Annotated in this window: 25 protein-coding genes and 1 pseudogene; 18 read left to right on the top strand and 8 right to left on the bottom strand. The window is 60.7% G+C overall.

The features are described from left to right. The first annotated feature begins 8 nt into the window (after positions 1–8). The 3 genes from OHL20_RS11720 (at position 9) to OHL20_RS11710 (ending at position 3,380) form a co-directional block, all read left to right on the top strand. Entirely contained in the window at positions 9–1,124 is a 1,116-nt protein-coding gene (locus OHL20_RS11720) for a cystathionine gamma-lyase (protein ID WP_263383367.1), read from the top strand. After that, the gene (locus OHL20_RS11715) at positions 1,124–1,687 is read left to right on the top strand and encodes a hypothetical protein (protein WP_263383366.1); all 564 of its coding nucleotides are present in this window, start codon (positions 1,124–1,126) and stop codon (positions 1,685–1,687) included. The genes OHL20_RS11720 and OHL20_RS11715 overlap by 1 nt, the downstream gene beginning before the upstream one ends. 67 nt (positions 1,688–1,754) lie before the next feature. Further along, positions 1,755–3,380 carry a M28 family peptidase gene (locus OHL20_RS11710; RefSeq protein ID WP_263383365.1) on the top strand — a complete coding sequence of 542 codons (1,626 nt, stop codon included), beginning with the start codon at positions 1,755–1,757 and terminating at the stop codon, positions 3,378–3,380. A 34-nt stretch (positions 3,381–3,414) separates the two neighbouring features. Here OHL20_RS11710 and OHL20_RS11705 read toward each other — a convergent pair whose 3' ends face one another. Both OHL20_RS11705 and rsmD read right to left on the bottom strand, forming a co-directional pair. After that, on the bottom strand, positions 3,415–4,140 hold the full coding sequence (locus OHL20_RS11705) for a hypothetical protein (protein ID WP_263383364.1): 726 nt from the start codon (positions 4,138–4,140) through the stop codon (positions 3,415–3,417). Further along, complete coding sequence (rsmD, locus tag OHL20_RS11700; RefSeq protein WP_317890956.1) at positions 4,133–4,810, bottom strand: 16S rRNA (guanine(966)-N(2))-methyltransferase RsmD; 678 nt, start codon at positions 4,808–4,810, stop codon at positions 4,133–4,135. Before rsmD ends, OHL20_RS11705 begins: the two co-directional genes overlap by 8 nt. Before the next feature lie 11 nt (positions 4,811–4,821). On the opposite strand from rsmD, the gene OHL20_RS11695 reads away from it, so the two are divergent. The 3 genes from OHL20_RS11695 (at position 4,822) to OHL20_RS11685 (ending at position 7,097) form a co-directional block, all read left to right on the top strand. Beyond that, positions 4,822–5,928 carry a site-2 protease family protein gene (locus OHL20_RS11695; protein ID WP_263383363.1) on the top strand — a complete coding sequence of 369 codons (1,107 nt, stop codon included), beginning with the start codon at positions 4,822–4,824 and terminating at the stop codon, positions 5,926–5,928. A gap of 2 nt (positions 5,929–5,930) precedes the next feature. Then, the gene (rsmI, locus tag OHL20_RS11690) at positions 5,931–6,815 is read left to right on the top strand and encodes a 16S rRNA (cytidine(1402)-2'-O)-methyltransferase (RefSeq protein WP_263383362.1); all 885 of its coding nucleotides are present in this window, start codon (positions 5,931–5,933) and stop codon (positions 6,813–6,815) included. A gap of 63 nt (positions 6,816–6,878) precedes the next feature. Then, positions 6,879–7,097, top strand: a complete 219-nt coding sequence (locus OHL20_RS11685; RefSeq protein ID WP_263383361.1) for a superinfection immunity protein — start codon at positions 6,879–6,881, stop codon at positions 7,095–7,097. A 2-nt stretch (positions 7,098–7,099) separates the two neighbouring features. On the opposite strand, the gene OHL20_RS11680 is transcribed toward OHL20_RS11685, so the two are convergent. Beyond that, positions 7,100–7,513, bottom strand: coding sequence for a hypothetical protein (locus OHL20_RS11680; protein ID WP_263383360.1), 414 nt, complete (start codon positions 7,511–7,513; stop codon positions 7,100–7,102). Positions 7,514–7,601: 88 nt separating this feature from the next. On the opposite strand from OHL20_RS11680, the gene OHL20_RS11675 reads away from it, so the two are divergent. The 4 genes and pseudogenes from OHL20_RS11675 (at position 7,602) to moeB (ending at position 10,501) form a co-directional block, all read left to right on the top strand. Then, positions 7,602–8,537: a PLP-dependent cysteine synthase family protein gene (locus OHL20_RS11675; RefSeq protein WP_263383359.1), complete on the top strand. Its 936-nt coding sequence runs from the start codon at positions 7,602–7,604 to the stop codon at positions 8,535–8,537. A 3-nt stretch (positions 8,538–8,540) separates the two neighbouring features. Continuing rightward, the gene (locus OHL20_RS11670) at positions 8,541–9,008 is read left to right on the top strand and encodes a M67 family metallopeptidase (RefSeq protein WP_263383358.1); all 468 of its coding nucleotides are present in this window, start codon (positions 8,541–8,543) and stop codon (positions 9,006–9,008) included. Beyond that, a pseudogene (locus OHL20_RS25435) lies at positions 9,005–9,262 on the top strand (MoaD/ThiS family protein); the annotation flags it as partial. The gene OHL20_RS11670 and the pseudogene OHL20_RS25435, both read left to right, overlap by 4 nt. Before the next feature lie 24 nt (positions 9,263–9,286). After that, entirely contained in the window at positions 9,287–10,501 is a 1,215-nt protein-coding gene (moeB, locus tag OHL20_RS11665) for a molybdopterin-synthase adenylyltransferase MoeB (protein ID WP_317890985.1), read from the top strand. Positions 10,502–10,732: 231 nt separating this feature from the next. On the opposite strand, the gene OHL20_RS11660 is transcribed toward moeB, so the two are convergent. From OHL20_RS11660 to OHL20_RS11650, 3 genes are all read right to left on the bottom strand, one after another. Next, complete coding sequence (locus OHL20_RS11660) at positions 10,733–12,076, bottom strand: alkaline phosphatase family protein (protein ID WP_263383356.1); 1,344 nt, start codon at positions 12,074–12,076, stop codon at positions 10,733–10,735. 65 nt (positions 12,077–12,141) lie between these two features. Beyond that, positions 12,142–13,482 (bottom strand): homoserine dehydrogenase, encoded by a 1,341-nt coding sequence (locus OHL20_RS11655; protein WP_263383355.1) that lies wholly within the window; start codon positions 13,480–13,482, stop codon positions 12,142–12,144. A 34-nt stretch (positions 13,483–13,516) separates the two neighbouring features. Further along, entirely contained in the window at positions 13,517–13,969 is a 453-nt protein-coding gene (locus tag OHL20_RS11650; protein ID WP_263383354.1) for a nucleoside deaminase, read from the bottom strand. 86 nt (positions 13,970–14,055) lie between these two features. Here OHL20_RS11650 and allB point away from each other — a divergent pair, with 86 nt between their 5' ends. The 8 genes from allB to OHL20_RS11610 are packed head-to-tail and all read left to right on the top strand — an operon-like array spanning position 14,056 to position 21,795. After that, on the top strand, positions 14,056–15,411 hold the full coding sequence (gene allB, locus OHL20_RS11645; protein ID WP_263383353.1) for an allantoinase AllB: 1,356 nt from the start codon (positions 14,056–14,058) through the stop codon (positions 15,409–15,411). Then, complete coding sequence (gene uraD, locus OHL20_RS11640) at positions 15,408–15,923, top strand: 2-oxo-4-hydroxy-4-carboxy-5-ureidoimidazoline decarboxylase (protein WP_263383352.1); 516 nt, start codon at positions 15,408–15,410, stop codon at positions 15,921–15,923. Before allB ends, uraD begins: the two co-directional genes overlap by 4 nt. A 2-nt stretch (positions 15,924–15,925) precedes the next feature. Further along, positions 15,926–16,264 carry a hydroxyisourate hydrolase gene (gene uraH, locus OHL20_RS11635; RefSeq protein ID WP_263383351.1) on the top strand — a complete coding sequence of 113 codons (339 nt, stop codon included), beginning with the start codon at positions 15,926–15,928 and terminating at the stop codon, positions 16,262–16,264. Positions 16,265–16,268: 4 nt separating this feature from the next. Further along, positions 16,269–17,126, top strand: a complete 858-nt coding sequence (gene pucL, locus OHL20_RS11630; RefSeq protein ID WP_263383350.1) for a factor-independent urate hydroxylase — start codon at positions 16,269–16,271, stop codon at positions 17,124–17,126. After that, positions 17,123–18,370 carry an allantoate amidohydrolase gene (locus tag OHL20_RS11625; protein WP_263383349.1) on the top strand — a complete coding sequence of 416 codons (1,248 nt, stop codon included), beginning with the start codon at positions 17,123–17,125 and terminating at the stop codon, positions 18,368–18,370. The genes pucL and OHL20_RS11625 overlap by 4 nt, the downstream gene beginning before the upstream one ends. A 21-nt stretch (positions 18,371–18,391) precedes the next feature. Next, positions 18,392–19,126: a (S)-ureidoglycine aminohydrolase gene (allE, locus tag OHL20_RS11620; RefSeq protein WP_263383348.1), complete on the top strand. Its 735-nt coding sequence runs from the start codon at positions 18,392–18,394 to the stop codon at positions 19,124–19,126. Between the two features lie 21 nt (positions 19,127–19,147). After that, positions 19,148–20,428, top strand: a complete 1,281-nt coding sequence (locus tag OHL20_RS11615; protein ID WP_263383347.1) for a M20 family metallo-hydrolase — start codon at positions 19,148–19,150, stop codon at positions 20,426–20,428. A gap of 2 nt (positions 20,429–20,430) precedes the next feature. Then, a complete protein-coding gene (locus OHL20_RS11610; protein ID WP_263383346.1) occupies positions 20,431–21,795 on the top strand; it encodes an NAD-dependent succinate-semialdehyde dehydrogenase in 1,365 nt (454 codons plus the stop codon). A 55-nt stretch (positions 21,796–21,850) separates the two neighbouring features. On the opposite strand, the gene OHL20_RS11605 is transcribed toward OHL20_RS11610, so the two are convergent. Together OHL20_RS11605 and OHL20_RS11600 are read right to left on the bottom strand one after the other, a co-directional pair. Further along, entirely contained in the window at positions 21,851–24,772 is a 2,922-nt protein-coding gene (locus tag OHL20_RS11605) for a TonB-dependent receptor (protein ID WP_263383345.1), read from the bottom strand. 78 nt (positions 24,773–24,850) lie between these two features. Then, a complete protein-coding gene (locus tag OHL20_RS11600; protein WP_263383344.1) occupies positions 24,851–26,056 on the bottom strand; it encodes a hypothetical protein in 1,206 nt (401 codons plus the stop codon). Positions 26,057–26,221 lie beyond the last annotated feature (165 nt).

The following is a 26,221-nucleotide window of genomic DNA, read 5'->3' as shown; positions in this document are numbered from 1 at the left end:
ATAAGGGTATGCGCGATGAGACGAAGATACTTCGGGCGACTTTGACGCCGGTGAAGGCCGGCGAACCGCTTCACGCCGGACCGGTGTTTGCGGGACCGTTCCATGCGCCGGGCGACCCTACCGATACGTACAGCTATGCACGGTCGCACAATCCGACGTGGACGGCGCTCGAGGCTGCGATTGCACTGCTTGAGTCCGGGCCCGGACATGAGGCGCAAGTGCGGGTATTTGGCTCGGGAATGGCGGCTTGTGCGGCAGTGTTCGGCGCCGTGCTGCGGCCGGGCGACGTGGTGGTGCTTCCGTCGAATGCGTACTTTATGGCGCGGGTACTGGTGCAGGACTACTTTGTCGCGATGGGCGTGACGCTCCGGATGGCTCCCGCGGGAGCGGCTCAGGCTGAATTAATGGAGGGTGCGCGGCTATTGTGGCTTGAGACGCCGAGCAACCCAACGATGGAGATCTGCGATATTGCGGCGCTCTGCGAGGCAGCGCACGAGGCTGGCGTCCTGGTTGCGGTCGACAACACGACGGCAACGCCGCTGGCGCAGAAGCCGCTGAGCTTCGGTGCGGATTTTTCGGTGGCGTCCGATGCGAAGTCGATGTCCGGGCACAGCGACCTGCTGCTTGGTCATGTAGCGGTGAAGGATGCAGGGCTGCTGGCGAAGATCGACCGGTGGCGAACGATGACAGGCGGTATCGTTGGACCGATGGAAGCGTGGCTGGCGCTGCGGTCGCTGGCAACACTGCCGCTGCGGCTGGAGCGGTCGGCGGCCAATGCGCTGGCGCTGGCCACGTTTCTGGATGCACGGCGCGAGGTGGAGAGTGTCTTGTATCCGGGGCTGAAGACCCATCCGGGACATGCGATTGCGGCTGGGCAAATGCGGTACTTTGGGCCGGTGCTTTGCTTTACGCTGCGCGATAAGGCGGCAGCAGAGACCTTTCTGACGCGGGCGAAGCTGGTAACGGAGGCGACAAGCTTTGGCGGCGTAACGACGACGGCAGAGCGGCGGGCACGATGGGGTTCGGACGATGTTCCTGGAGGGTTTATCCGCATGAGCGCCGGATGTGAGGCGATTGAGGATCTGCTCGAAGATCTGGAGCAGGCGCTCGAGGCGATTGACTGATGGCGTTTGCGTCAACCTGGAGCGCCGAGATGCTCGCGCAGCCGCCGATGATTGCTCCGGCTCGGCAATTTACGTATCCGCTGCAGGTAGCTGGAGAAGAAGATGCACTCGCGCGCGGGGCGCTGTTGCTGATGGTCAAACCTGCGGTTGGTGAAACGTTTCTGGCGACTTGCGCGCTGGGTTTCACTAGCGCTTCAATGCCTACCGGCGTGTTCGCGTGTCCAAAGCCTGACGAGATGTGCGCGGTCGCTGGCGGCTATGCCTATGTTGTCGACACACTTGCTCCCGCGGGCTGTACGCATCTTTCGTTGAAGCCAGTGACCGAGGTGCGAGTGCTTGAGGCTGAGGGGCTACTGCTGTTTGTCGGTTTCCACGCGCTTATCGCTTGGGGCGAGAATGGTTTGGCGTGGCAGACGGACCGGCTAAGTTGGGAAGGGCTTCAGCTTGGGGCGATCGAGAACGGATTGCTGCATGGTTCCGGCTGGAACCTGATGACAGACAAAGATGTTGGGTTTACGGTTGACCTGCAGACCGGAAAGCACGTTGGCGGCGGGTATCCGTAGTTGTGCGGAGGGGCTGCGGTGAAGAGGTATGATCGGTTTTCAATCAAAACTTTGCCTGGAGACTTTCATGACGTTGAAGCGTCCGTTCGCCACCGCCCTGCTGCTCTCGCTCCCTCTTGTTGCCCAGACGCCAGCCCAGACGGATTGGGATGCCGCAGGCGCGAAGTGGTGGGCGCATGTGCAATATCTTGCCAGCGATGATCTGAAGGGCAGGCTGCCGGGAACGCCCGGGTTCGAGCTCGCGACGCAATATGTTGTCGCGCAGTTCAAGGCGATTGGGCTGAAGCCCGCTGGCGGTGACGGTTATCTGCAGCCGATAAAATTCCTGTCTGAGAAGATCGATACGGCAAAGTCGAGCGTCGAGATAGAGGCGGCAGGCAAGAAGATGAAGCTGGCTATCGGCGAAGAGATCAACTTGAGTGCTCATGTTTCAGGCACAGCCGCGGTGGACGCTCCGCTGGTGTTTATCGGCTATGGCTTGCGGCTTCCGAACAAGCGCATGGACGACTATCCCGGACTTGATCTGCGCGGTAAGGTCGTCGTGCTCTACAACGGTGCGCCTGCACGGCTGCAAGGGCCGCTGCGGGCTTACTCCCGGATGCCGGGACAGCGATGGAAGGCCCTGAAGGCTGCGGGCGTGATCGGGATGATTGCAATCAATCCGCCACGACCGCTGCCTGGACCGGCTCCGGTTCCCGGTGCGACTCCGGCGGCTGCTCCAGCAACTCCTCGCCCAGCGGCTCGTCCGACGATTCTGTTTGCGGACTCGTCGATGGACACGCTTGAGGGCATGCGCCTGAATGCGACGATGCTGCCGAAGGATGCGGACAAGCTGCTGAGCGTTTCCGGCCACACTATGGCGGAGCTGCAGCCGCTGATCGATGCGGGCAAGCCGCTGCCGACCTTTGCAATGAATGCGACGATCCATGCGATGACGGCTACCGAGCAGAATCCTGCGATTGATACCCATAACGTGGTCGGTGAGCTTGAGGGTTCGGACTCGAAGCTCAAGCATGAGTACATCGTCATCAGCGCGCACCTTGATCATCTTGGCGTGGGGCGGCCGGTGAAGGGCGATGCAATCTACAACGGGGCGATGGACAACGCCTCTGGCGTTGCGTCGGTGATCGAGACGGCGAAGCTGATTGCTGCCGGGCCGCGTCCGAAGCGATCGATTCTCTTCATCGCGCTTACGGGCGAGGAGATGGGCGAGCTTGGTTCGGCCTACTTCGCGACCAAGCCGACGGTCGATAAGGCGCATGTTGTCGCCGACCTGAACATGGATATGTTTTTGCCCCTATTTCCGCTGCGCTACCTTGAGGTGCAGGGGCTTGGCGAGTCGACGCTGGGCAACGATGCGCGAGCTGTGGGTCAATTGAATGATGTTGAGGTGCAGTTTGAAAAGCAGCCGGAGGAGAACCGTTTTATCCGCTCGGACCAGGTGAACTTTGTGGCACAGGGTATTCCGGCGCTGGCCTTCAAGTTCGGCTGGACACCGGATTCACCCGAGATGAAGACCTTCAACGATTGGGTGAAAACGCGCTATCACCAGCCTTCGGACGATCTGGAGCAGCCGATCGACAAGGCGGCAGCGGCACAGTTCGATAGCTATCTCGCGCAGCTTGCGGTGCGGGTGGCGAATACGGCGCAACGACCTGCGTGGTATCCGGAGAGTTCATTCGCTACGAAGTAAGGCATCAAACTTGCTACTCCTCACTTCAGAGGCCTTAAGGCAGAGCTCGTTCGATCTTTAGCGACTCGCTGGACGACTTGCGTGAGAGCAGAAAGATCCGGGTTGAACGGTAGGTTCCTCCGATGGCGGCGGCGTTGCGGCGGATCAGGAGTTCTTCGCGACCGTCGTTGAGGAAGTCTGCGCGGGCCAGGACGGTGAGCGTCGCAGTCCACTCGGGCGTGGCCAGATCTGCTTCGTCCCGGCGCGTAGCACGCACGGAGACGTCCTTCTCCAGATCGAGGATGGACCCGCCGTGCCGAGTGATACGGTCTGCATTCTTCTGTTCTTCGTCGGCGATGATGAGGGCGAGGCCCGGCGGTAGATTGCGCACAGCCAGGTGTCTGAAGTCGAAGTCGCGGAATGTGGGATGTACGGCCGGGCGAGCAGACTGAAGCAGATGCAGAGCGTTACAGCGGGCTGCCACATAGTTGAGGCTGTTGGAAGCGGGAGCAGGACCTGCGTCGTAGATGGCGTCTTCCACGCGCAGATACTCCTTGCAGTTATGCAGGGTCGCCGGTGAAAGCTTTCCGGGTTCGCGAACGGTGACCTCGTAGGTGTCTTCGAAGGGCTCGAGCAGCGCTGCGCCAATCGTCTTTCCGGAGCCTAGGCCGAGGTCGGGTGACTGCCATAGATCCGGGTTCGGGTCGGCAATCTGCTGAGACACAGTCGAGTAGCTGAGGGCCAGCAGGATGAGCGGTAGCGCCCGTGCCAGCCTAGTCACCGTCTTCAGTGCCTTCTGCGGGAGCGTCGCCGTTATCTGGCGGCGGGAAGGCGTAGAAGGAGAGGGAGGCGTCGCCTTGTTTCTTGGTGCGGGTGTAGTGGAGGGCTCCGTAGCGGGCGGCGAGAGGAGTCTTGCTGTTGTGCTCGGCGACGACGATGGCGTTGGAGGTGAGAAGGACGCGGCCTCGGGCGCTGCCAAGGAAGTTGAGGGTGCCTTCATACTCGTCGGAGGCTTCGTAGGGTGGGTCGAGGTAGACGACATCCATGAGTTGGCCGGTCTTGCCGAGGCGCTGAAGCATCGCTCCGACACCGCGCTCTTCAAGAGTGAAGCCGTGGGTGATCTTGAGGGCGGCGAGGTTGGCGCGGATGGAGGCCATGGCTGGTTCAGCGTTCTCAGCAAACCAGACGTGGAGCGCGCCGCGGCTGATGGCCTCGATGCCGACGGCACCGGTGCCGGCGTAGAGGTCGACGAAGCGGCAACCCGCGATGTTTGACGCGATCACGTTGAAGAGTGTCTCGCGAAGGCGGTCACTGGTGGGACGGGTTTCAGTGCCCTTGGGGGCGAGGAGGAGGCGGGAGCGGTAAGTACCGGCGATGACGCGCATTGTTTCTATCGTACTGTGGTAGCGTAGCGAACTGCTTGCTGCCGGGTGCGGAACGCAATAGCGCATAGAATGGGGGAATGCGTGGGTGGTCGTTCCCGGTTGGCAGATTTCTCGGCGTGGATGTACGCATCCATATTTTCTTTCTGATCCTGCTGGCGCTGTCGGTGAGCTATGCCTCGACGCTGGGGGCAACTGGTGGACGGGGCTTTGGACTGTGGCTCCTGCTGTTGCTGGCGGTGGCGGTTCGCGAGGTCGCTCGGGCGTTTGGAGCGGCATGGTGGGGACTCAAGGTACGAGCGATTCTGCTGCTGCCGACCGGTGGCCTGATGACCTACCAGAGCAATGAGGCTACGGAGCGGGCGGCGACGCTTGCGATGCAACGCCGCATGGCGCTAATCGGGCCTGTGGCCAACATTCTCTTTGGCCTGACGATTGCCGCGTTGGTGATGACCCTTACGCCCCAGGTGAATCTGATCGAACGGCCCTGGGTGACTCCGGCGCACCTTCTAAGGGCGCTGGTCTGGGTCAATATCCTGCTTGGGCTGGTGAACCTGCTGCCTGCGGTGCCGCTCGATGGCGGACGGGTGTTTCGCGGGGAGTTTGCCAAGGCCTACGGCGGCATCAAGGGCGTACGGGCAGCGGCGGGCGTGGGGCAGATTGTTGCGTTTGCCCTGATGTTGGGCGGCCTGTTCTTCGCAAATATCTGGTTGACCATGATTGGTGCATTTGTGCTGATTGGCGCGCATATGGAAGATTCTGGAATGCTGCTTCAGAGCGATAACGACTCCGTGAAGATGCGCGACGTGATGATGACGGAGTTCAGCACGCTGTCGGCGTCGGACACGCTGGAGGATGCGATGCAGCGTTCCATCCACACACTGCAGGACGTGTTTCCGGTGGTGCGTGGCGTGAGTATCGTAGGGGCGGTGTCGCGGCAGGTAATCGTGGACGCGCTGCAGAGCGACGGCAACGGGTATGTGCAGGGTGTGATGACGAAGTCGTTCCAGACGGCGCATCCGAATGACTCGCTGGTGAAGACGCTGCGACGGGTGATGGCGGGGCAAGGGGCGCAATTATTGCCGGTGCTCGAGGGCGAGCGCGTGGTCGGGATTATCACGCCGCAGAACCTGGCTCACTCGATCGGCATGCTGAACCAGAGCCGCAAAGGCCGACCGGCGGAGTAGCGATGGACGTTCCTTCTGAAGTTCAAGATAAACCGCTCGCGCCGGGGCTTTACCTGGTGGCGACGCCGATTGGGAATCTGGAGGACATGACGCTGCGGGGGCTGCGAGTGCTGCGGTCCGTAGACAGGATTGCGTGCGAGGATACCCGGCAGACACAGAAGCTTCTGCATCACTTCGGAATCAAGACACCGACGGTCAGCTATCACATGCATAACGAGGTGAGCCGCGCGGAGGAGCTGACGGCGGAGTTGCTGGCAGGTGGGCGGATCGCTGTGGTGAGCGATGCGGGCACCCCGGGGATCGCCGATCCGGGCGGGCAGATTGCGGCGGCGGCGATTGCGGCGGGGGTGCCGGTCTTTCCGGTGCCAGGAGCCAATGCCGCGATAAGTGGCCTGATTGCGAGTGGATTGCCGACGGAGCGGTTCACCTTCCACGGCTTTCTGCCCGCGAAGGAGGGGGCGCGGAAGACGGCGCTTGAAGCATTGGTGCGAGATGGGGGGACTCACGTCTTCTACGAGGCTCCGCACCGGATTGTGGATAGCCTGGCAGATGTCGAGACGACGTTTGGCGCGGTCCAGCACGTGGTGATCGGGCGCGAACTGACGAAACTGCATGAGGAGTTTCTGCGCGGACCTGTTGGGGAGATGCGGGCAACGCTGGTGGCGCGGGCAAGTGTCCGTGGGGAGATTGTGCTGATGTTTGCGCTGGCGGGTACTTCTTCTGAGGCCTCGGAGGCCAAGGGGAGCATTGCTGCGGAGGTTGCGGCGGTGATGAAGGCTGAGGGCATTGGAGAGATGGACGCTCTGAAGCGGGTGGCGCGGGAGCGTGGCATCGGGAAGAGCGTGGCGTATCGGGAGTTGCAGCGGGAGCAGAACCGGCGGCGGTAGGCGGTTCGGAACTTCCGCGATCCTGGGTGCGTAATGATGGTTGGCAGCCTTGGAGGCGACCGGATGATCACGTTGCTTGTTCTTGTATCGCTTTACTTCCTTCCAACCATTGTGGCAGCGCAACGCGGCCGTGGGGCGGGAGTTCTGGTGTTGAACTTATTTTTTGGCTGGACCGTGATCGGATGGTTCGCCTTGCTGCTCTGGGCGCTGCTCTCCAGACCGCGCTGCGTTTACTATCCGGTTCCATATGGCAAGGTTGTATACGATCGTCGCTATCTCTAGGACTATTCCCTGCCCTTGACGCGGTCGTAGACGTAGCGGTCGCTGGTGGTGCCTAGAGACTCGTTGTAGAGGCTAGTGGCGCCGGTGGCCTCATTCAACTCCTGGCTGAAGTTGTGGACGGCGCGGAGATGATCGGCGGTGGCCGGAATCTCGAGTTTGCTGGTCTTGAGAAACTTTTGGTATCCGCGATCAAGGATGCGGGAGATCTCGCCCCCGAGGATGTAGCCCGGCCGGGCGAGGAGCGCTACGGTGCCGTCGCCGGCGTCGGCGATCTCGGCGGCGCACTCATACTTGCGAACCTGGAAGGCTCCCGGCGTACGCTTTGCACCCTCCTGCGCTGGTGCAACATCAAACCGTTGACTGCCGAGGGTGGAGAGAACGTCGTTGAAGGTGCGCTGCTGCGTCTTCTTTGCCATAAGTTAGACTCGGAGTTAACTGTCGCACATCCGCTGGCAGCCTACAACGGGGCTGGTTGGGGATGGCTGTAAAGGTGAGTTTAGACCCATGATCGCAACGGCCAAAGCGCTCGGTAGCAGCATCCTGGAACGTATCGGCAATACCCCACTGGTCCGCCTGGAGCGCCTGACGGCGCATCTGCCGGGCGTGGAGATCCTCGGTAAGGCTGAGTGGGCGAATCCCGGTGGGTCAGTAAAGGACCGTGCAGCCTCGTCGATTGTGACGGATGCGCAGCGGCGCGGGCTGCTCGGAAACGGACGCGGACTGCTCGATGCGACGAGCGGCAACACGGGAATTGCCTACGCTATGCTGGGTGCGGCGATGCAGTTCCCTGTGACGCTCTGCATGCCGTCGAATGTTTCGGTTGAGCGGAAGAAGTACCTTTCGGCGTACGGGGCCGAGGTGATTTGGACTGATCCGGCGGATGGCTCGGATGGAGCCATCCGGAAGGCGCGCGAGTTGGCGGCGGACTTTCCTGAGCTTTATTACTATGCGGATCAGTATTCGAACGATGAGAACTGGCGGGCGCACTACCGCACGACTGGCAACGAGATCTGGGAGCAGACCGAGGGCCAGGTGACGGACTTCGTGGCGGCGCTTGGAACGAGCGGGACTTTTATGGGCACGACGCGCCGGCTACGAGAGTTGAACCCGCGGATTCGGTGCTACTCGATGCAGCCCGATTCGCCGTTCAACGGGCTCGAAGGCCTTAAGCACATGGCTACGGCGATTGTGCCAAAGATTTACGACCCGACACTGGCGGACGAGAATATCGAGATGGCCACCGAGACCGCTTACAAAATGGTGAAGCACCTTGGAAAGCACCAGGGGTTGTTGGTCGGTGTGTCGGCTGCGGCTGCTGTTGCGGCAGCGATGGAGGTCGGGGAGCAGGCAGTCGCTGAAGGGCGCGAGGCGGTGATTGTGACGATTCTCTGCGACTCAGCGGCGAAGTATATGAGTGAACGATTCTGGACGGAGGAGTAGACGATGCTGCGAATTCACTACTCCGAGTACGAGGCGCTGCGGGCGCACGGCGAAGAGACCTATCCGCACGAGTGTTGTGGTGTGCTGCTCGGCAAGGCTGAGGCTGGTGTCGGCAATCACGTGCAGCAGACTGTGCGGGCGGGCAATACACGAACAGACTCAGCGCATAACCGCTACAACATCGCGCCGCAGGAGTTGGTGAAGATTCAGCGGCAGGCGCGCGGGCTAGGGCTGGATATTGTCGGGTTTTATCACTCGCACCCGGATCATCCAGCGCAGTGGTCGCAGACCGACATCGCTGAGGCCCATTGGCTGGGCTGCTCGTACATCATTACGAGCGTGGAAAAAGGCAGCGCACAGATCACGAACTCGTTTTGGCTGACAGGCACCAACGAGGACGACAAGCGTTTTGACGATGAAGCTGTCCAGATCGATATGGCGGCGAAGGAAGACGAAAGAGGACAGGCATGACGATTCACATTCCAACACCGCTGCGGGCGTATACCGGCGGCCAGAGTTCAGTAAGCGCGAGCGGTGCTACCGTAAGTGCGGCGCTCGAAGCGCTGGTCACGGAGCACGCTGCGATGCGGCAGCATCTGTTCACGCCTGAAGGCAAGCTGCGCTCGTTCGTGAACCTGTACCTGAACGACGACGACATTCGCTACCTGCCAGCCAGGGAAGAGACAGTGATCAAGGATGCGGATGAGTTGACGATAATCCCTTCGATCGCTGGTGGAGCCACGGCTACCCTGCCGGTTGGCACGGCTACGGAGCTTCCGAAGCTGACCAATGATGAGATTGCGCGGTACTCGCGCCACCTTATCCTCCCTGAGGTTGGCATGGAAGGGCAGCAGAAGCTGAAGGCTGCGAAGGTGCTCTGCGTCGGCACTGGCGGCCTTGGATCGCCGCTGGCGCTCTATCTTGCGGCGGCTGGTGTTGGAACGCTCGGGCTGATCGACTTCGATACGGTCGATGACAGCAACCTGCAGCGTCAGATCATTCACTCGACAAGCACTGTCGGGATGCTTAAGGTCGATTCGGCAGAGATCATGCTGAAGGGCTTGAACCCGAAGCTCAATGTCGTGAAGTACAACACCATGCTGACCAGTGCGAATGCGCTTGAGATCTTCAAAGACTTCGACATCATCGCGGATGGCACGGACAACTTTCAGACGCGCTACCTCGTCAACGATGCCTGCGTACTGACGGATAAGCCTAATGTCTACGGGTCGATCTTCCGATTTGAGGGGCAAGCTAGCGTCTTCGCGACGAAGGAAGGTCCATGCTATCGGTGCCTTTACCCGGAGCCACCACCGCCGGGGCTGGTTCCCTCTTGTGCCGAAGGTGGCGTGCTCGGGATTCTGCCGGGGCTGGTTGGTGTGATCCAGGCAACCGAGGTCATCAAGCTGATTATCGGGATCGGCGAGCCGCTGATTGGCAAACTGCTGCTGGTAGACACGCTGGGGATGAAGTTTAAGACGCTGAAGCTTCGCAAGAACCCGGAGTGCCCGGTTTGCGGACCAAACCCCACTGTTACGGAGTTGATTGACTACGACCAGTTCTGCGGGATTACACCGCCGAGCGGCAATGGTCCACTTGAGGTGCAGCAGAACAAGGCAGTGGAGGATAAGGCCGTGGTCGATGGTGTTCCGCAGATTTCGGTTGAGACGTTGAAGAAGAAGCTTGATGCGAAGGAAGATGTTCTGGTGCTGGATGTGAGGGAGCCGCATGAGTATGCGATTGTGAACATCGGCGGCAAGCTGATTCCGCTTGGCGAAGTGGCGCAGCGGTCGGCGGAGCTTGGCGACAAGGATCGAGAGATCGCGGTGCATTGCAAATCCGGTGCCCGGTCGCAGAAGGCTTCACTTGCTTTGAAGCAGGCTGGCTTTACGAATGTCTCGAATGTGAGCGGCGGCATTCTGGCCTGGGCAGACCGGATCGACACGTCATTGCCAAAGTATTAGGTTTTTTTGGACACCGATGGACATGATGCCCAGGCCGTTTCGCGGTCTGGGCATTATTTCAGGAAGAGGGTGGACTTTAAACTGTCTAAAATGTAGTAGTTAGCTGTAGCCATCCTAGGTAAAGTACTGCAAATAGGCCACTTACAGCCAAGGTCCTCAAAGTAGGCGACTTAGGTCAGTAATCCCAGCACCACATTCGCAGGTCATCGAGCACCAATGGTCGGCTCTGCTTCATCGCGAGCCTGGATTTCGAGCTTTATTTTTGCCGCGCCTTACTTGAGCTGAAGAAGTAGATAAAGCAGGCGCGAGGACGCTCAGCTTTCCGTCGATGGGTGGTGTCGTCAGGCCAAGCATGCTGGCGATGAACGGGTAGACGTTGATGTTCTCGAACGTTGGGAGTTGGACGGCGGGCTTGATGTCGGGGCCGGTGGCGAAGAAGATGGCCTTCATCTCGGGCATGGTGTGGGGATCGAAACCGTGGCTGCCGTGCAGGAAGCCGAGGCGGGTCTCGGCACCGGCTACGGAGGCGTGGGCGCGGATCATATAGGGGCCATTGGGGACGATGACCGGGTCGCCTTCGCGGGGGTTGCTGTCGAAGTGGAGGGCTGCGGGGACTTCGGCGCGGCGGTAGACACTGAAGCGCGGGTCTGGGTGGGCTTTGAACTCGTTGTAGGCGGTGACGGCTGCCTCGCCGTCGTTCGGATCGGCGTAGAGGGATAAGCCTTCGGTGTGGAAGTGCGTCAGGTCGGCAAAGTCGGAGAGGACGATGTTGTCGGGCTTGAGGGTGATCATGCCGTGGTCGGCAACGACGACTAAGTCGATGGGTAGTTCGAGGGCAGCGAGCTTGGTCCGGAGCTCGCCGATCATGTCGTCGAGGTGGTGGACGGCGGCGCGGACCTCTTCCGATTCAGGGCCATAGCCGTGGCCGGCGTGGTCGACGTTCGAGTAGTAGAGGGTGATGAAGTGGGGGCGCTGGTCGGGGGGAAGCTGGAGCCAGGCGGCTACTTGGTCGGTACGCTTCTGGTCGTCTAACTTGTCGTCGTATTTGAGGTAGTAGCTGGGTCGCTTGCCCTGGATCTCCGCCTCGGAGCCGGGCCAGAAGAGGCAGGCGGCGCGCATGCCCTGCTGCTCGGCGAGGATCCAGAGGGGGGTGCCGGAGTACCAGCTTCCGTCGCCGTTGGTCTTGGACTGGGTGTAGACGTAAGTGGCGTCGCGGGAGGGATCGTAGAAGCTGTTGGCTACGATGCCGTGGTGTTCTGGGTAGAGACCGGTGACGAGGCTCAGGTGATTGGGGAAGGTAAGGGATGGGTACGAGGGGAGCATGCCTTGCGGGGCGCTGGCTCCCTGGGCGGCCATGGACTGGAGATGGGGCGCGCCGTACTTCTGCGGATAGTCGTAGCGGAATCCGTCGAGTGAGACGAGGACTACGTAGTGCTTGGCTTGCTGGGCGGCGGTATTTGGAGGGTTGGGAACGGTGATGACGGGGGTTAGGCTTTGGGCCTGAACCTGCGTGGTGAAAGGGCTGAAGGCAAGGGCGACTGCAAGGGCAAGGGCGAAATACGGGGGTCTCTCCACTGCGCTACGCTCCGGTCGAGATGACGGTTGAACCGCGTCGGGGATTACAGGCAAGAAGGGCATGACTAGATACCTGCGGGGAGCTCTACGTCTTCGGCTTTGTCGTCGGCTACGAGCATCTGGAGGCAGAGGGGCGGCTCGAGCATGCAGTCCATGCGGGCGATGGAGCGGATGGCCTGCTCGATGGTTGAGGTAAGACAGGGCTCGGTGGTGACGACGAAGGGGAGGCGGTGCTTAGGGTAGCCGGGGCGCTGGAGGATGGAGTCGATATTGGCGCCCACCTTGGAGAGAGCACCGGCGATGGCGGAGACGATGCCGGGCTTGTCGTCGACGATGAAGCGGAGGTAATGGGGGGCGAGGAAGTCGCTGACGACCTCGCGCTTTTTGACGGGGAGGTGAACGGTAGTGCAGCCCTGGGCCACGGCGAGGAGGTCGGAGACGACGGCTACTGCGGTGGGTTCGCCGCCTGCGCCATGGCCGGAGAAGACGGTGTCGCCGCCGAAGCGTCCGGTGGCTACGACCATATTCTGCGTACCGTGCGACCACGCGATGGGGGAGCTTCGGGGGACGAGCATGGGGCCTACGCGGGCGTGGACTGCCTTGCCGTTGAGTTCGGCGCGGGAGACCTGGCGGATGGTGCAGTTGAGTTCTTTGGCGTAGGCGAAGTCGATGGCTTCGACAGTGGAGATGGTCTGGGTGGCGACGGTGTCGGGGTCGAGTTCGGCGTGGAGAGCGATGCGGGAGAGGATGCAGAGTTTGGCCCGGGCATCGTAGCCGTCGACGTCGGCGGAAGGGTCGGTCTCGGCATACCCAGCGTGCTGGGCGTCGGCGAGGACGGTGGCGTAGGCTGCGCCGTTCTCCATGCGCGAGAGGATGAAGTTACAGGTGCCGTTGACGATGCCGGAGAGGCGGGTGATCTGGTCGCCGGAGAGGCCCTGCAGGATACCGGGGATGACGGGCACTCCGCCAGCGACGGCGGCGTTATAGACGAGCTGCGCCTTGTGTTTCGCGGCGAGCTTGAGGAGGGCGGCTCCGCGGTAGGCGATGAGCTGCTTGTTGGCGGTGACTACGGATTTGCCGGCGGTGAGCGCCTTGGTGAGCCAGAGTTCGACGGGCTTAAGACCGCCCATTAGCTCGATGACGACGTCTACATCGGAGCGAAGGATATCGTTGATCGACTCGGTCCAAAGGACGGACTTGGGGACGAACTTGGCGGCGGCGGAGGTGCGCTTGCGGTCGACGTCGCGATTGAAGATGTGGGTGAGTTGGATGCCAGGGAACTTCTGCGCGGCGAGGACGCGGGCGACTGAGCTACCGACAGTACCGAAGCCGAGGATCGCGACCTTCGTGACGGGTGCGAGTGTGGTGCGGGGTGATGCTTTCTTCGGAGCTTTTTTGGTTGCCATGCTTGCGTGTCGATCCTGTCTGGTTTGAGCTTGCTCAGTAGTCGATGCGTGTGCCGTGGGCCTTCCATGCGGCGAAGCTGGAGAGTGCCTCGTCGCGGAGGAGCATGGTGATGGGTTTCTGGCGGTCGGCGTGGGAGCGCGTCATCTCGGTGTAAAGCATGCCGTCGTCGAAGCCGGTGTCGGCAGCATCGGCGGCGGTGTTGCCGTAGAAGATGGCGTCGCAGTGAGCCCAGTAGATGGCGGCGAGGCACATGGGGCAGGGCTCGCAACTGGTGTAGATCTGGCAGCCGTGAAGCTGGAAGGTCGCTAGTGTGGTGCAAGCGTTACGGATGGCGACGACTTCGGCGTGGGCGGTGGGGTCGTTGGTCGCGGTGACCTGGTTGGCACCGGTGGCGACGACCTTGCCGTCGCGCACGATGACCGCGCCGAAGGGACCGCCGCGACCGGAGAGGACGTTTTCGGTAGCGAGCGCGATCGCTTGCTGCATGAAGAGAGGATCGCCTTGCCGCATGGGACTCGTTTCTTTCTCGCGCAACGGGTGGGTCGCGGGTAAGGTATTCAGATACACAAATTATGGCACATGCCTTTGTCTCGCAACGCGTTGTAACACCCGGGGGTACGCGGCCCGGTGCGCTCCTTGTGGAGGGCGGTCGGATTCTTGCGGTATGTAATGTAGCGGAGATTCCGGGCGATGCACGTGTGGAGGATTTTGGCGCGGCTGCGCTGCTGCCGGGGCTGGTGGACACGCATGTCCACATCAATGAGCCGGGCAGGACCGAGTGGGAGGGCTTTGCCACGGCGACACGAGCGGCGGCTGCGGGTGGGTATACGACGCTGGTGGATATGCCGCTGAACTGCCTTCCGGAGACGACTACCGTGGCGGCGCTTGAAGAAAAGCGAGGTGTGGCCGAGGGACAGTGTGTTGTCGACTGGGCTAGCTGGGGCGGAGCGGTTGCGGACAACCAGGCAGACCTGCTGCCGCTGGCGCGGGCGGGTGTGCCGGGATACAAGTGCTTTCTGATCTATCCGGGGTGCGACGGCTTCACGATGATCGACCTGGAGCAGTTGGAGCGAGCGCTGCCGTTCATTGCGGAGTCGGGCTTGCCGCTGCTGGTGCATGCGGAGCTGGCAGGGCCGATCGACAGAGCAACTACGGCAGTGGTGGGGGAAGACTGGCGACGGTATGCGACGTATCTTGCCTCGCGACCGGATGAGGCGGAGGTGGAGGCTGTGCGGTTGATGATTCGGCTGTGCCGGGAGTTTGGATTTCGGCTGCACATCGTTCATCTCTCTACAGCGATGGCCCTGGCGGATCTGCGAGCGGCCCGGGCGGAGGGACTGCCGATTACGGTTGAGACGTGTCCACACTACCTGCACTTTGCTGCGGAGGAGATTGCGGATGGAGCTACGCTGCTGAAGTGTGCGCCGCCGATCCGCGGGGTGGCGAATCGTGAGGAGCTTTGGGGGGCCCTGCGCGAGGGCTTGATCGATATGGTGGTGACAGATCACTCGCCGTGTCCACCGGTGATGAAGCAGGTTGAAATCGGACGGTTTGACCGTGCCTGGGGTGGGATTGCGAGTTTGTCGGTGGCACTGCCTGTGGTGTGGACGGACTGTGTGCGGCGCGGGTTCGGGCTGAATGATGTTGTGCGGTGGATGAGTGCTGCGCCTGCGAAGCTTGCGGGGATGGAGGGTGAGGTGGGTAGGCTTGAGGCTGGGCGCGAGGCGAACTTTACTGTGTTTGATCCTGAGGCTGCGTTTGTCGTGAGCGCGGATCGGCTGCACTATCGGCATCCCATCTCGCCCTACCTTGGAGAGGCGCTGCAGGGTGTGGTGCGGGCGACGTATCTTCGTGGTGAGGCTGTGTTTCGCAATGGGGCAGTGATGCCGGGGATCCGTGGACGGGCGCTGGTGAGTAAGGGACTATGAGCGAGGTGCTTGAGCGGTGGAACCTGCTTGATGTGGCGACGGCGGCGCGGGAGGTGCTTCCCTGCTGTGGATCGTCCCTATGGGCCGAGGAGCTGGCATCACGTCGGCCGATTGCGACGGATGCTGTCTTGTTTGCTGCTTCGGACAAGGTTTGGAAGGCATTGCCCGAGGCGGCGTGGCAGGAGGCGTTTGATAGCCATCCGCGCATCGGGCAGCGGCAGGTGGAGAAGCAGGCTACAGCGGAGTCGCTGCGATGGTCGGAGCAGGAGCAGCAGGCCGCGATGTCGCCGGATGAGGCTGCGGTGGTTGCACTCGCAGAAGGCAATGCAAGGTATGAGGCGAAGTTCGGGCGCATCTTCATTGTGTGCGCGTCAGGGCGGTCGGCTGCGGATATTCTTGGGATACTGGAAGGCCGCATGGGCAATGATCCGATGACAGAACTATACGAAGCGGCGGAGCACCAGCGGCAGATTACGCAGCTTCGCTTACGGCGATGGCTGGAGGGCAGGTAGGCATGGGAATTTCGACACACATTCTCGATACAGCACTGGGACGACCTGCGGCATGGGTTCCGGTGGTGTTGTCGATTGCGGAGGGCGGTGGGTGGATCGAGCTTCATGCAACCAGCACAGATGAGGATGGGCGATGCAAGCAACTGCTGCCGGAATCGCATTTGCTTCGGACTGCTCACTATAAAATTCGCTTCGCTACAGCGGACTACTATAAGTTGCAAATGGTTGAAGGTTTGTATCCGTGCGTGGAGATTACCTTCACGGTTACAAATACGGAGCAGCATTACCACGTTCCCCTGCTGCTGACTGCCAATGGCTATACGACCTACCGAGGGAGCTGACTGCATGATTGAGATCGCTGAAAACCGCTATGGTAAATCGCGCGTGCGCCTGATGAAGGTGACTCGGCATCCGCATGGCAACGAGGTGCGTGAGTGGACGGTGCAGGTGCTACTGAAGGGGGACTTCGACTCAGCTCACACCGCAGGCGATAACAGCAAGATTCTTGCGACCGACACGATGAAGAATACGGTCTACTTTGTGGCACGGCAGTCCAAGGCGACGTCGATGGAGGCGTACGCGATGGAGCTCGCGGATTTTCTGCTGGGTCGCAATGTGCAGATCTCATCGGCGGCAATCCGCATCGAGGCTGCGCTATGGAAGCGGCTGACGGTGGATGGCGAACCGCATCCCAGTGCCTTCATGCATGGCAGCGCCGAGGTGCAGACGACTCACGTGGAGCGGGCGCAGGGCGGCAGCTTCAAGATTCTCTCAGGCCTTGATCATATGCATGTTTTGAAGACGGCCGACTCCGGGTTTGAGGGTTATATTCAGGACTCGCTGACTACGCTGAAGGAGACTTCGGATCGCGTCTTCGGGACTTCGGTGCGTGCGGAGTGGCATTACGTGAGGACGGACATCGACTTCGAGGCGGCACGTTCGACGATGCGCGAGACGATGCTGCGGACCTTTGCGAACCACAAGAGCAAATCCGTCCAGGAGACGCTCTACGCGATGGCTGAGGACGCGCTCGGAGCGGTCAGCGATGTGGACGAGATAGAGCTTGCGATGCCGAACAAGCACTGCCTGCTGGTGGATCTGTCCCGTTTTGGGCTCGACAATCCGAACGAGATCTTTGTGCCTACCGATGAGCCGCATGGCTATATCGAAGCACGCATCCGCAGGAGGCCTGCTGTCGCATGATGCCGGAGCGACATATCAGCGCAGACGAAGTGATTGCACGATGCCGGTTGCTCGCGAAGCACACCGACGTCGCAGGCGAGACGACGCGGCTCTTTCTGTCGCCTGCTGCGCGTGACGTTCATCAGGATTTGCTTGGGTGGATGGAAGCTGCGGGGATGACCGTTCGCGTGGATGCGGCGGGCAATCTGCGCGGGTTCTATGCTGCTGCGATCGAAGACGCTCCGAGACTGATGATCGCTTCGCATCTGGATACTGTTCCGAATGCGGGCGCGTTCGATGGCGTGCTCGGGGTGGTGCTTGGGGTAGCTGTGATTGAAGAGCTTCGCGGCGAGAGGCTTCCATTCGCGATTGAGGTCGTCGGCTTTTCGGAAGAAGAGGGTGTTCGCTTCGGCAAGCCTTTTCTGGGTAGCCTTGCACTGATGGGCAAACTCGACGCAGAGACGCTTGCGCGCACCGACAGAGGCGGGGTCAGTATTACGAATGCGCTGCGGACCTTTGGACTCGATCCTGAAAGGCTTGAGGATGCGCAGTTTGCGCCGGAGACCTTCGCATATCTTGAGTTTCATATCGAGCAGGGGCCGGTGCTTGAAAGTGTGGACCGGTCGCTGGGGGTCGTGGATGCGATCGCGGGTCAGACGCGGCTGCAGCTTATCTTTACCGGGCAAGCGAACCATGCGGGTACGACACCGATGCGTCTGCGGCACGATGCGCTCGCAGCGGCGGCGCACTGGATCGTGGAAGTGGAGCAGTATGCGCTCTGCCATGACGGCCTGGTCGCTACGGTCGGGCGCATTGATGCAAGCCCCGGGGCAGTAAATGTGATCGCGGGCGAGGTGACGGTTTCGCTCGATGTGCGGCACGCGCGAAATGAGGTGCGCCACACGGCTGTGGCTGCGCTGCTGAGCCGGGCTGAGTTTGCTGCTGTCTCGCGCGGTGTCAGGGTCGCGGCTACGAAGATGCACGAACAGGCTGCCGTACCGATGGATGTGGAGTTGGTGGAGCGGCTTCTCTCTGCGGCACGGTTTGCGGGCTATCCCACGGAGAGAATGACGAGCGGCGCGGGACACGATGCGATGATCGTCGCCGAACTGGTTCCTTCCGTCATGCTGTTCCTGCGAAGTCCAGGTGGGTTGAGCCACCATCCGGATGAGGCGGTGCTGCCGCAGGATGTCGAGGCTGCGCTGGCGACGGCGATGGTGTTTATAAAGACACTGCGAGATCGTGACGATGCTGCTGTAGGCTAACGTCTAGAAACAGGACGGCCCATGCACAAGCTCGGCGAGACACGCAGCACGAATCAGCGCGACCATCTTCTTCAGACACCGGACACCTTCGTACGCGCGCCCCTGCCGGGGATGAGCGGGGCGACGGCAATCGTCCATATCGCTCCTGCTGCGGGTGCACAGTTTACGCAATACACGGCGGAGTTGGAGGCCGGGGGAACCCTTGGAGCTACGTCCGCGCAACGGTTCTTCTATCTGCTTGCGGGCGAGGCGGAGCTTACGGTTGAAGGTTCGACCCATGCTCTGACATCTGGCAGCTTCGCGTATCTTCCTGCCGGGACCACGCATCGACTGCATGCGCCCCAGACTGCGAAGGTGGCGGTGATCGAGAAGAACTATGTGGCGAGTGCACGTACGGCTGCGCCTGCGGTGCTGATTGGGCACGAAGATTTGGTTGTGCCGACAGCCCTGATGGGTGATGACGACCTGCAGGTGCGGGGATTGCTGCCTGCGGATGCGGCCTTTGATTTCGCGGTAAATACGATGACCTATCAACCGGGTGCCGCGTTGAGCATGGTTGAAGTGCATGTGATGGAGCATGGCCTCTTGATGCTAGAGGGTGGCGGCATCTATCGGCTTGGTGATGCGTGGTATCCGGTGACGGCGGGCGATTTCATCTGGATGGCACCCTTCTGTCCGCAGTGGTTTGGCGCGCTGGGCAAGCAGCCTGCGAAGTACCTGATCTACAAGGATTGGAATCGGCATCCGCTCGCTTAGAGGGTGGTGACAGGAGAGGCGATGCAGTTTCAGGTTAATGAAGAGCGGCTGATCGGCGAGTTGAAGACGCTGGCTGGATTCACCGGTATTGAGCCTTCGGCCATTGGGATAGCCGTGACGCGCGTTGTGTTTACAGAGGATGATCTGCGGGCGCGCGCATGGCTGAAGGAGCTTGCCGAGGCAGCAGGGTTTGGCGTTCGCGAGGATGCTGTTGGTAACACGTTTATTCGCTGGGTCGGGGCTAAGCCGGAGTTGTCTGCCGTGGGAACGGGCTCGCATGTCGATGCGATTCCGCATGCGGGCATGTACGACGGCACCGTAGGAGTGCTGGGTGGGCTGGAGGCGATGCGGGCACTGAAGGAGAGTGGGTTCAAGCCGCTAAGGTCCATTGAACTTCTCCTGCTTACGTCGGAGGAGCCGACGCGCTTTGGCATAGGCTGCCTGGGGAGCAGGCTGATCTCGGGCGTGCTGGATGTAAAGCGCGCGGATGCTTTAGTGGATGCGAGCGGAAGTACGCTTGCGGAGGTTCGCGAGGCTGCGGGCTTTCGTGGTTCGCTTATCGATGTGCGCTTGCCTGCGGATTTTTATCACGCATGGGTGGAGTTGCATATCGAGCAGGGGCCTCTTCTTGAGCGTGAGGGGCTGACTATTGGTATCGTCACGGACATCGCGGCTCCGGCAGGTTATCGGTTTACGATCAGCGGTTTTGGCGGTCATGCTGGCGCGCTGCTGATGCCGGATCGACGCGATGCACTGTGTGCCGCCGCCGAGCTGATTCTGTCGATTGAACGTCATGCGCTGGCAGCGAATGCTGCATCGGGTGGAGTCGATACGGTGGCGACTGTGGGGACCTGTGAGGTGTATCCGGGTGCGGTGAATGGTGTGCCGAGTCGCGTGACGCTACAGGTCGATGTTCGCGACACCGACCCTGTGCGCCGAGAGGACGTGATGCGGGCTGTGCGGGCGGATTGCGATGCGCTTCGGCTCAAGCGTGGAGTTGAGATCGAGGAGACGATGGTGAATGCGGATGATCCGACGCAGAGCTCCCCGCATATCATCCGTGTGATCGAGGAGGTCTGCGAAGAATTAGAGATTGCAACGAAGAAGATGGTCAGCCGGGCGTATCACGACTCTCTGTTCATTGCACAGCTTGCGCCAGTCGCGATGATCTTCATTCCTTGCCGGAATGGTGTGAGCCATCGGCCTGATGAGTATGCCAGCGACGCCGACATTGTGCGCGGGACCAAGGTGCTGGCGGCGACGCTTGGGCGACTTGCCTCGGAGCCGGAAGGTACGGCATAGCCATGGCAATTGCCTCCATCAATCCTGCTACGGGGGCGTTGGTTCGCAGCTTTGAGGCGCTTACTGCAGAGGCGATCCTGCAGAAGATCGATCGAGCGGATGAGGCTTTTCGCGCATACCGGCAGGTTCCTCTGGAACATCGTGCGATGTGGATGCGAAAACTGGCGGCACAGCTTGAGCAGGAAGCTGACGACCTGGCACAGGTGATGACGCTCGAGATGGGAAAGCCGCTTGATGCCGCACGGCAGGAGGCGCTGAAATGCGCCACCTGCTGCAGATACTATGCGGACCACGCTGCCGAGATGCTGACGCCCATTGCGATTGCTACGGAGTTGAGCCAGAGCTATGTCTGCTGGGAGCCGATGGGCGTTGTGCTGGCGGTGATGCCATGGAACTTCCCCTTCTGGCAGGTCTTTCGTTTTCTTGTGCCTGCGTTGATGGCTGGCAATGCGGGACTGCTGAAGCATGCTCCGAATGTGCCGCAATGTGCGCTTGCGATTGAGTCGCTGGTGCGGCGAGCAGGGTTTCCGCGCGGCATCTTTCAGGCACTGCTGATCGAGGTGGAGCAGACAGAAGTGGTGATATCGGATGAGCGCGTCAAGGCGGTATCACTTACCGGGAGCGAGGCCGCTGGGAGCGCCGTTGCTTCACTCGCAGGAAGGCTGATCAAGAAGTCTGTGCTCGAGCTAGGGGGCAGCGATCCGTTCATCGTCATGGCTTCTGCAGACCTCGATCATGCGGTAGAGATCGCGGTGCGGGCGCGGTGTGTGAACAACGGGCAATCCTGCATAGCCGCAAAACGTTTCATCATCGCGGACTCGATCTATGAGGAGTTCGAGCAGAGGTTTGTCGCTGGCATGGAGGCCATGCGGGTTGGCGATCCTATGCGCGACGACATCGATGTGGGGCCGCTGGCGAGCGCACGTATCCTCGAGCGACTGGAGCAGCAGGTCTCTGAAGCGATTGAGGCAGGCGCTCGCATCCTGACTGGCGGGGTGCGGATGGTGGGCGATGGTTTCTACTTTGAGCCGACAGTTCTGGTCGACCTGCCGCGAAGTTGTGCTGTATATCGCGAGGAGTTCTTCGGGCCCGTTGCACTGCTCTTTCGGGTGGCAGATATGGACGAAGCGATTGCGCTGGCGAACGACACACCCTTTGGCCTTGGTGCTTCTGTGTGGACACAAGAGCAGGCTGAGCAGCAGCGCTTTGTGGCCGAACTGCAGGCAGGATCAGTCTTCGTGAATGTGATGGTGGCCAGCGATTCGCGTCTGCCCTTTGGCGGGACGAAGCATTCGGGTTATGGCCGTGAACTCTCTGCAGCAGGGATGCGTGAGTTCATGCATGCAAAGACTGTCGTAGTTGCCTAGAGATAGAAAGGGGGTGCCGCATTGGCACCCCCTTTCCCTTTCTGTCGATCGCCGATTAGAAGTTGAACGACATAAAAACCTGAAGCCGCTCGACCGCTGAGTTGCTGGTGTACGGATTACCCGCAAGCTGAAGCGACTGGCCGAACTGCTGTGACGTCAGCGTGCCTACAGGCGTGCTGAGATCCTTGTAATTGAAGAGGTTCTGGGCCTGTGCACCGATAGCGAGGTTATAGCGTTTGCCTGTGCTGGCACCCCCACCACCCGGACCGCCGCCGCCTGGGCCGCCTCGTCCGCCGCCACCGCCGCCCGGACCACCGCCACCGGGACCACCACCACCGGGACCACCACCCCCCGGGCCACCGCCGCCGCGAGGAGCACCGCCACCGCCCGGCCCTCCGCCGCTTGCTCGGGCTGCGCGTGCTGCTGCAGCATCTGTGAGAGGACCGAAACCGAAGGTCTTCGAAACTCGTACATTCGCCGTGAACAGCGCCGGGCCAGTGCAGTAGTTGATTGGAATGGGAGTGTAGTTCGTCGTACCGTTCGGGGGTGTAACGAAGTCGCCCTTGACGGTGCAGCGACCGGAAGAGCCGTTGGCAAAGGTCGGACGATCGGTGTACTGGCTGTCGCCGTTGACGTCGGTGCCGGTGGTGATGTTGTAGGGCGTTCCTGAAGCTGCGATCACGAAGGGGCTGATCGCGATGTGGAAGGGAGCGGTGATCGAGCCGCCAAGAAACAGGCGGTTGCGAGTAGAGAAGGTAGCGCGGCCGTAATCGGCGCGGATGTTGTTCGAGTTCGTCGGGAAGGACGATGCTCCGGCGGTGTCAGAGTTCGCGAAGTTGAGAGCGTAATAACCGAAGAGCGAGTAGTACCGGCTGCTGCGAAGGTTGAAGTTGGCGATCAGTTGGTTTTGCTTGAAGGTACCTTCGGAGCTGAACTGATACTGGACCGGAGCCGTCGAGGTGACCAGGCTGATGAACTGGTGATTGCCGACTGCATGCAGGTAGTTCAGCGAGAGCGTCGCGCCACGAAACAGTTGCTGGTCCGCCCCGATCGCAAACTGCATCGTGTACGGAGACCTCAGATTCGACGCGGAGACATAGGTCTGATTTCCTCGCAATGCAGCGGAGGCGAGGCAGGCACTTACTGTGGTCGGCGAGCAGACCTGGGCCGGTGGTGTGTTGAAAATCGCAATCGAACGTGACTGGCTGATGCCATTCTCCTGCTGCGTAATCAGTTGGTCAGCAAGCGTGAAGCGGTCGTAGAAGATACCGAAGCCGCCGCGCAGCACAGTCTTCGGTGTTCCTTTTGCACTGCCCAGGCCGTAGGCGAAGGAGAGGCGCGGCGTGATGTCGTGGCGCTCCGAGATGAAGTTCTGTGCCTCGTAGCGGATACCGTAGCTAACGGTCAGATTCGGCTTGACCTTCCAGTCATCCTCTGCGTAAACGCCTACGTCGACAGTAGTTGCCTTTGAGCCACTGTTGACCTTGGTGATGGTGAACTGGCTCGGATTATTTGCAATATAGGCGGCTGGATTGACGTAGGTGAACACGCCGTTGGGGTTGGCAACGGAGATGTTGTTGTCCGTCGTTGTGCGCAGGCGCCCACCAAGACGGATGAAGTTCTTCTTCAACTGAATGGAGGTATAGTTCTGACCTTCGAAGTGGTTCTGAATGTCGCTTGAACTGCCGGCGCTGGAGCCACCGGCCGTGAAGGCACCCTGAACGCTGACTGCAGCCGCCGTGCTCGTTGCATTTACTGCCGCAGCTTCCCGTTGATACTCGAACCGGGTCTCATTGATGATCCGGTTGCTGACGATCTGGGTATCGCTGATCTGGATTGTATTTTCAGAACTCGCTGTGCTGCTTCCAGCGGTTGCGGTGACGAAGCTACCGACACCGTTGTTGGTCTGGTCGTTCTGTTCATATTGGTAGCGAGCAGTCAGAGTATTCTTCTGACCGAACGCGAGATCGAGACGCGGCGTGAAGTCGGAGCGGGATTGCGGCACCGGAACGGCTGCCTGGTAGGGAGTCAAAACGCACGTCGTGTCGCCCGGACCGCAGATGGGGTTTGTGGCGGAACCGACGACGGTTCCGTTCACGATGGCATTGTCCTGGATAGAGCGGTGAGAGCCACCGGCCGAGAATGATGCGTTCTTGGAGATGGGTCCGGTGAGATTCCCGAAGAAGAAAATCGTGTGATACGGCGGCTGCACAACTGGTGCGAGGCTTGAGCTAAGGCCGCTATTCAGCAACGGGCTGCCGGTGTTGAACGAAGAATCGTTGGCATTGAGCTGGCCTGAGCCGTGGAACTTGTCCGTACCGGGCTTCGTGAAGACCTCAACGCGTCCGTAGCCGAGCTTGTCGTATTGTGCCGAGAAAGGATTCTGGTTGATACGAATTTCGCGAATGGAGGACTTCGGCGGCAGTTGGCCACCTGTGAAGCCATCAACGTAGATCTGACCTCCGTTTGGTCCGGCTGCGGGACCAGCGAGTGCAGTCAACTCAGAGGAGAGCTCATCGGGATCATCGGAGAGCGCCTCCAGATCCTTACCCTTGATGACGGTCGAACTTGCGTTACTATCCTGATCCACGCTGAGGGTGTTGTTTTGCGTGGTGACCTGAATAACTTGCTCTTGATCCTGGATGGCCATTTTTGCGTCAAGCGTGAGGGTCTGGGCGGATGCAATCTTAACGCCCTGCCGCACGAACGTAGCGAATCCGTTCATCGTTACGGTGATTGAGTAGGTACCGGGGGCCAGGTTCCGGACGGTGTATGTTCCATCGCTTTGCGACTCCGTTGTGGAAGCCTTCCCAGAGGCAGGAGTCAGCGTCACGGTTGCTCCCGGGATTACGGCGCTGTCCGGGTCAGCGACCACACCCCGAACGGTGCTTCCTGTCTGCTGAGCAAACCCAGCGACGGATGACGAGATCCCAAATGCAAGCAACAGGACGAACTTAAGGCTCAAGCGAAAAGACATTCCAACTCCTCAATTACAAAATGACAGTGCTTCAGATCCGTACACCAACCACGACAAACTTCGGTCAACACGGCGAGCCTACTGCGGACCGCCGCCACCTTCAGGGGCTCCGCCACCAACTGACCATGGGGAGAGCGTCATGGTCTGCGTTCCGGTCGGCGTTGCAGCAAGAATGGGTTCGACACCCGCGAGCAACGTAACTGCGGTGACAGCGTCAGATCCGGTCTGCGATTGCGAGCCAACGATCATCACGGCATCGCCTGTGTGGAGATCCGCAAGCGTTGCAGCGGGCAGGCGCGCCAGCATCTTCGAGAGGTCCATACCGGCGGAGCGACCACCTGCCCGCGCGCCGCCCTGGCCACCTGCTTCGCCTGCCACAGGAGCAGGACGTGCAGCGGGCGCTGCTGCGGCACCTTCTCCGGCTGCACCGGCTGCGCCACCACGCTGACGCGCTGCGAACCGAGCGGCAACCTCCGGTGGCAGCTTGCGAATGTCAGAGTTTGCGGTCAGGGTGACCGTCATCATCTTCTTGGTCGTCAGATCTTTCAGTGTGATTGTGCCACTCGAAGGATTGATCGTTGCAAGTGTTCCGGAGAGATTCTTGAAGGAGCCGCTCACGACCTCCTCAGCCTGGATCGACGTGCCGTCCTCGGACTTTGCTCCGCGAACCTCAAGCTGGTCGCCAGCCTGGATCTGTGCCACCGTGCCGGGCTTCGCGTCCTCGAATTTGATCGAGTCCCCCGCGTAACGACGAAAGACCGTGGTGCTCGACGTGACGACCTGGACTTTTTTTGCTCCGGACGAGATCGTCATCGAAGCGCCATCGACGGCATTCACGATGCCGCCCATGCCGCGCTTCTGCCAGTCGGCCTGCTCGGCCGCATGCTTTTGGGCGAGATCACCAGACTTCATCAAAATGACGCGGCTGGCGGCGAAAGCATCTGGCGCCTCGCCGGGCTTGCCCGTAACCAGGATTCGATCGCCCACACCGATATCGGTCAGAGCGATCGCCTGGGCTGCTTTGAGGTCGGTGCTGCCAGGAGCCAGTTGCACGATACGCGCGCCGTCAGCGACAGTCACCGTGACCTGCTGCGCACCGGTGTCAGTGGAGATGGTAAGAGTGTTACCCGCTACAGCCTTGACGGTACCGATCTGTCGCGCCGCTGGCGTAGCCGCCGGAGCCTGCGCGAAGGCAGGCGTTGACATCGAGGTGCTTGATGCGGAGATAGCCATCGCACCGGCCAGGAAGACTGCCAATGAACCACTTAATTTCCACGCCATCATAGACATCCTTAAGCTTAATCCTGAGCCCGCGCGGATTGATCCAAAGCCGCTAGTAGGAGCGACGGTGAACAATGCCCGTTGAAGATAATACGGATAGGAGAGGAGAAAGTTTCTATCGTACGTATTGCTGTCGATAGAACGACTCTCCATGCCGATCTACTCAAT

This window comes from Granulicella arctica (assembly GCF_025685605.1).
Lineage (GTDB): Bacteria > Acidobacteriota > Terriglobia > Terriglobales > Acidobacteriaceae > Edaphobacter > Edaphobacter arcticus.
Note: the sequence above shows the minus strand (reverse complement) of the source record. Positions and strands in the feature narration are given on the sequence as shown.

What these genes read in the sequence shown, in the direction of transcription:
- OHL20_RS11720 (WP_263383367.1), top strand. Translation starts at nt 9, where the DNA reads ATGCGCGATGAGACGAAGATACTTCGGGCGACTTTGACGCCGGTGAAG.
- OHL20_RS11715 (WP_263383366.1), top strand. Translation starts at nt 1,124, where the DNA reads ATGGCGTTTGCGTCAACCTGGAGCGCCGAGATGCTCGCGCAGCCGCCG.
- OHL20_RS11710 (WP_263383365.1), top strand. Translation starts at nt 1,755, where the DNA reads ATGACGTTGAAGCGTCCGTTCGCCACCGCCCTGCTGCTCTCGCTCCCT.
- rsmD (WP_317890956.1), bottom strand. Translation starts at nt 4,810, where the DNA reads ATGCGCTATTGCGTTCCGCACCCGGCAGCAAGCAGTTCGCTACGCTAC.
- OHL20_RS11695 (WP_263383363.1), top strand. Translation starts at nt 4,822, where the DNA reads ATGCGTGGGTGGTCGTTCCCGGTTGGCAGATTTCTCGGCGTGGATGTA.
- rsmI (WP_263383362.1), top strand. Translation starts at nt 5,931, where the DNA reads ATGGACGTTCCTTCTGAAGTTCAAGATAAACCGCTCGCGCCGGGGCTT.
- OHL20_RS11685 (WP_263383361.1), top strand. Translation starts at nt 6,879, where the DNA reads ATGATCACGTTGCTTGTTCTTGTATCGCTTTACTTCCTTCCAACCATT.
- OHL20_RS11680 (WP_263383360.1), bottom strand. Translation starts at nt 7,513, where the DNA reads ATGGCAAAGAAGACGCAGCAGCGCACCTTCAACGACGTTCTCTCCACC.
- OHL20_RS11675 (WP_263383359.1), top strand. Translation starts at nt 7,602, where the DNA reads ATGATCGCAACGGCCAAAGCGCTCGGTAGCAGCATCCTGGAACGTATC.
- OHL20_RS11670 (WP_263383358.1), top strand. Translation starts at nt 8,541, where the DNA reads ATGCTGCGAATTCACTACTCCGAGTACGAGGCGCTGCGGGCGCACGGC.
- OHL20_RS11655 (WP_263383355.1), bottom strand. Translation starts at nt 13,482, where the DNA reads ATGGCAACCAAAAAAGCTCCGAAGAAAGCATCACCCCGCACCACACTC.
- OHL20_RS11650 (WP_263383354.1), bottom strand. Translation starts at nt 13,969, where the DNA reads ATGCAGCAAGCGATCGCGCTCGCTACCGAAAACGTCCTCTCCGGTCGC.
- allB (WP_263383353.1), top strand. Translation starts at nt 14,056, where the DNA reads ATGGCACATGCCTTTGTCTCGCAACGCGTTGTAACACCCGGGGGTACG.
- uraD (WP_263383352.1), top strand. Translation starts at nt 15,408, where the DNA reads ATGAGCGAGGTGCTTGAGCGGTGGAACCTGCTTGATGTGGCGACGGCG.
- uraH (WP_263383351.1), top strand. Translation starts at nt 15,926, where the DNA reads ATGGGAATTTCGACACACATTCTCGATACAGCACTGGGACGACCTGCG.
- pucL (WP_263383350.1), top strand. Translation starts at nt 16,269, where the DNA reads ATGATTGAGATCGCTGAAAACCGCTATGGTAAATCGCGCGTGCGCCTG.
- OHL20_RS11625 (WP_263383349.1), top strand. Translation starts at nt 17,123, where the DNA reads ATGATGCCGGAGCGACATATCAGCGCAGACGAAGTGATTGCACGATGC.
- allE (WP_263383348.1), top strand. Translation starts at nt 18,392, where the DNA reads ATGCACAAGCTCGGCGAGACACGCAGCACGAATCAGCGCGACCATCTT.
- OHL20_RS11615 (WP_263383347.1), top strand. Translation starts at nt 19,148, where the DNA reads ATGCAGTTTCAGGTTAATGAAGAGCGGCTGATCGGCGAGTTGAAGACG.
- OHL20_RS11610 (WP_263383346.1), top strand. Translation starts at nt 20,431, where the DNA reads ATGGCAATTGCCTCCATCAATCCTGCTACGGGGGCGTTGGTTCGCAGC.
- OHL20_RS11605 (WP_263383345.1), bottom strand. Translation starts at nt 24,772, where the DNA reads ATGTCTTTTCGCTTGAGCCTTAAGTTCGTCCTGTTGCTTGCATTTGGG.
- OHL20_RS11600 (WP_263383344.1), bottom strand. Translation starts at nt 26,056, where the DNA reads ATGATGGCGTGGAAATTAAGTGGTTCATTGGCAGTCTTCCTGGCCGGT.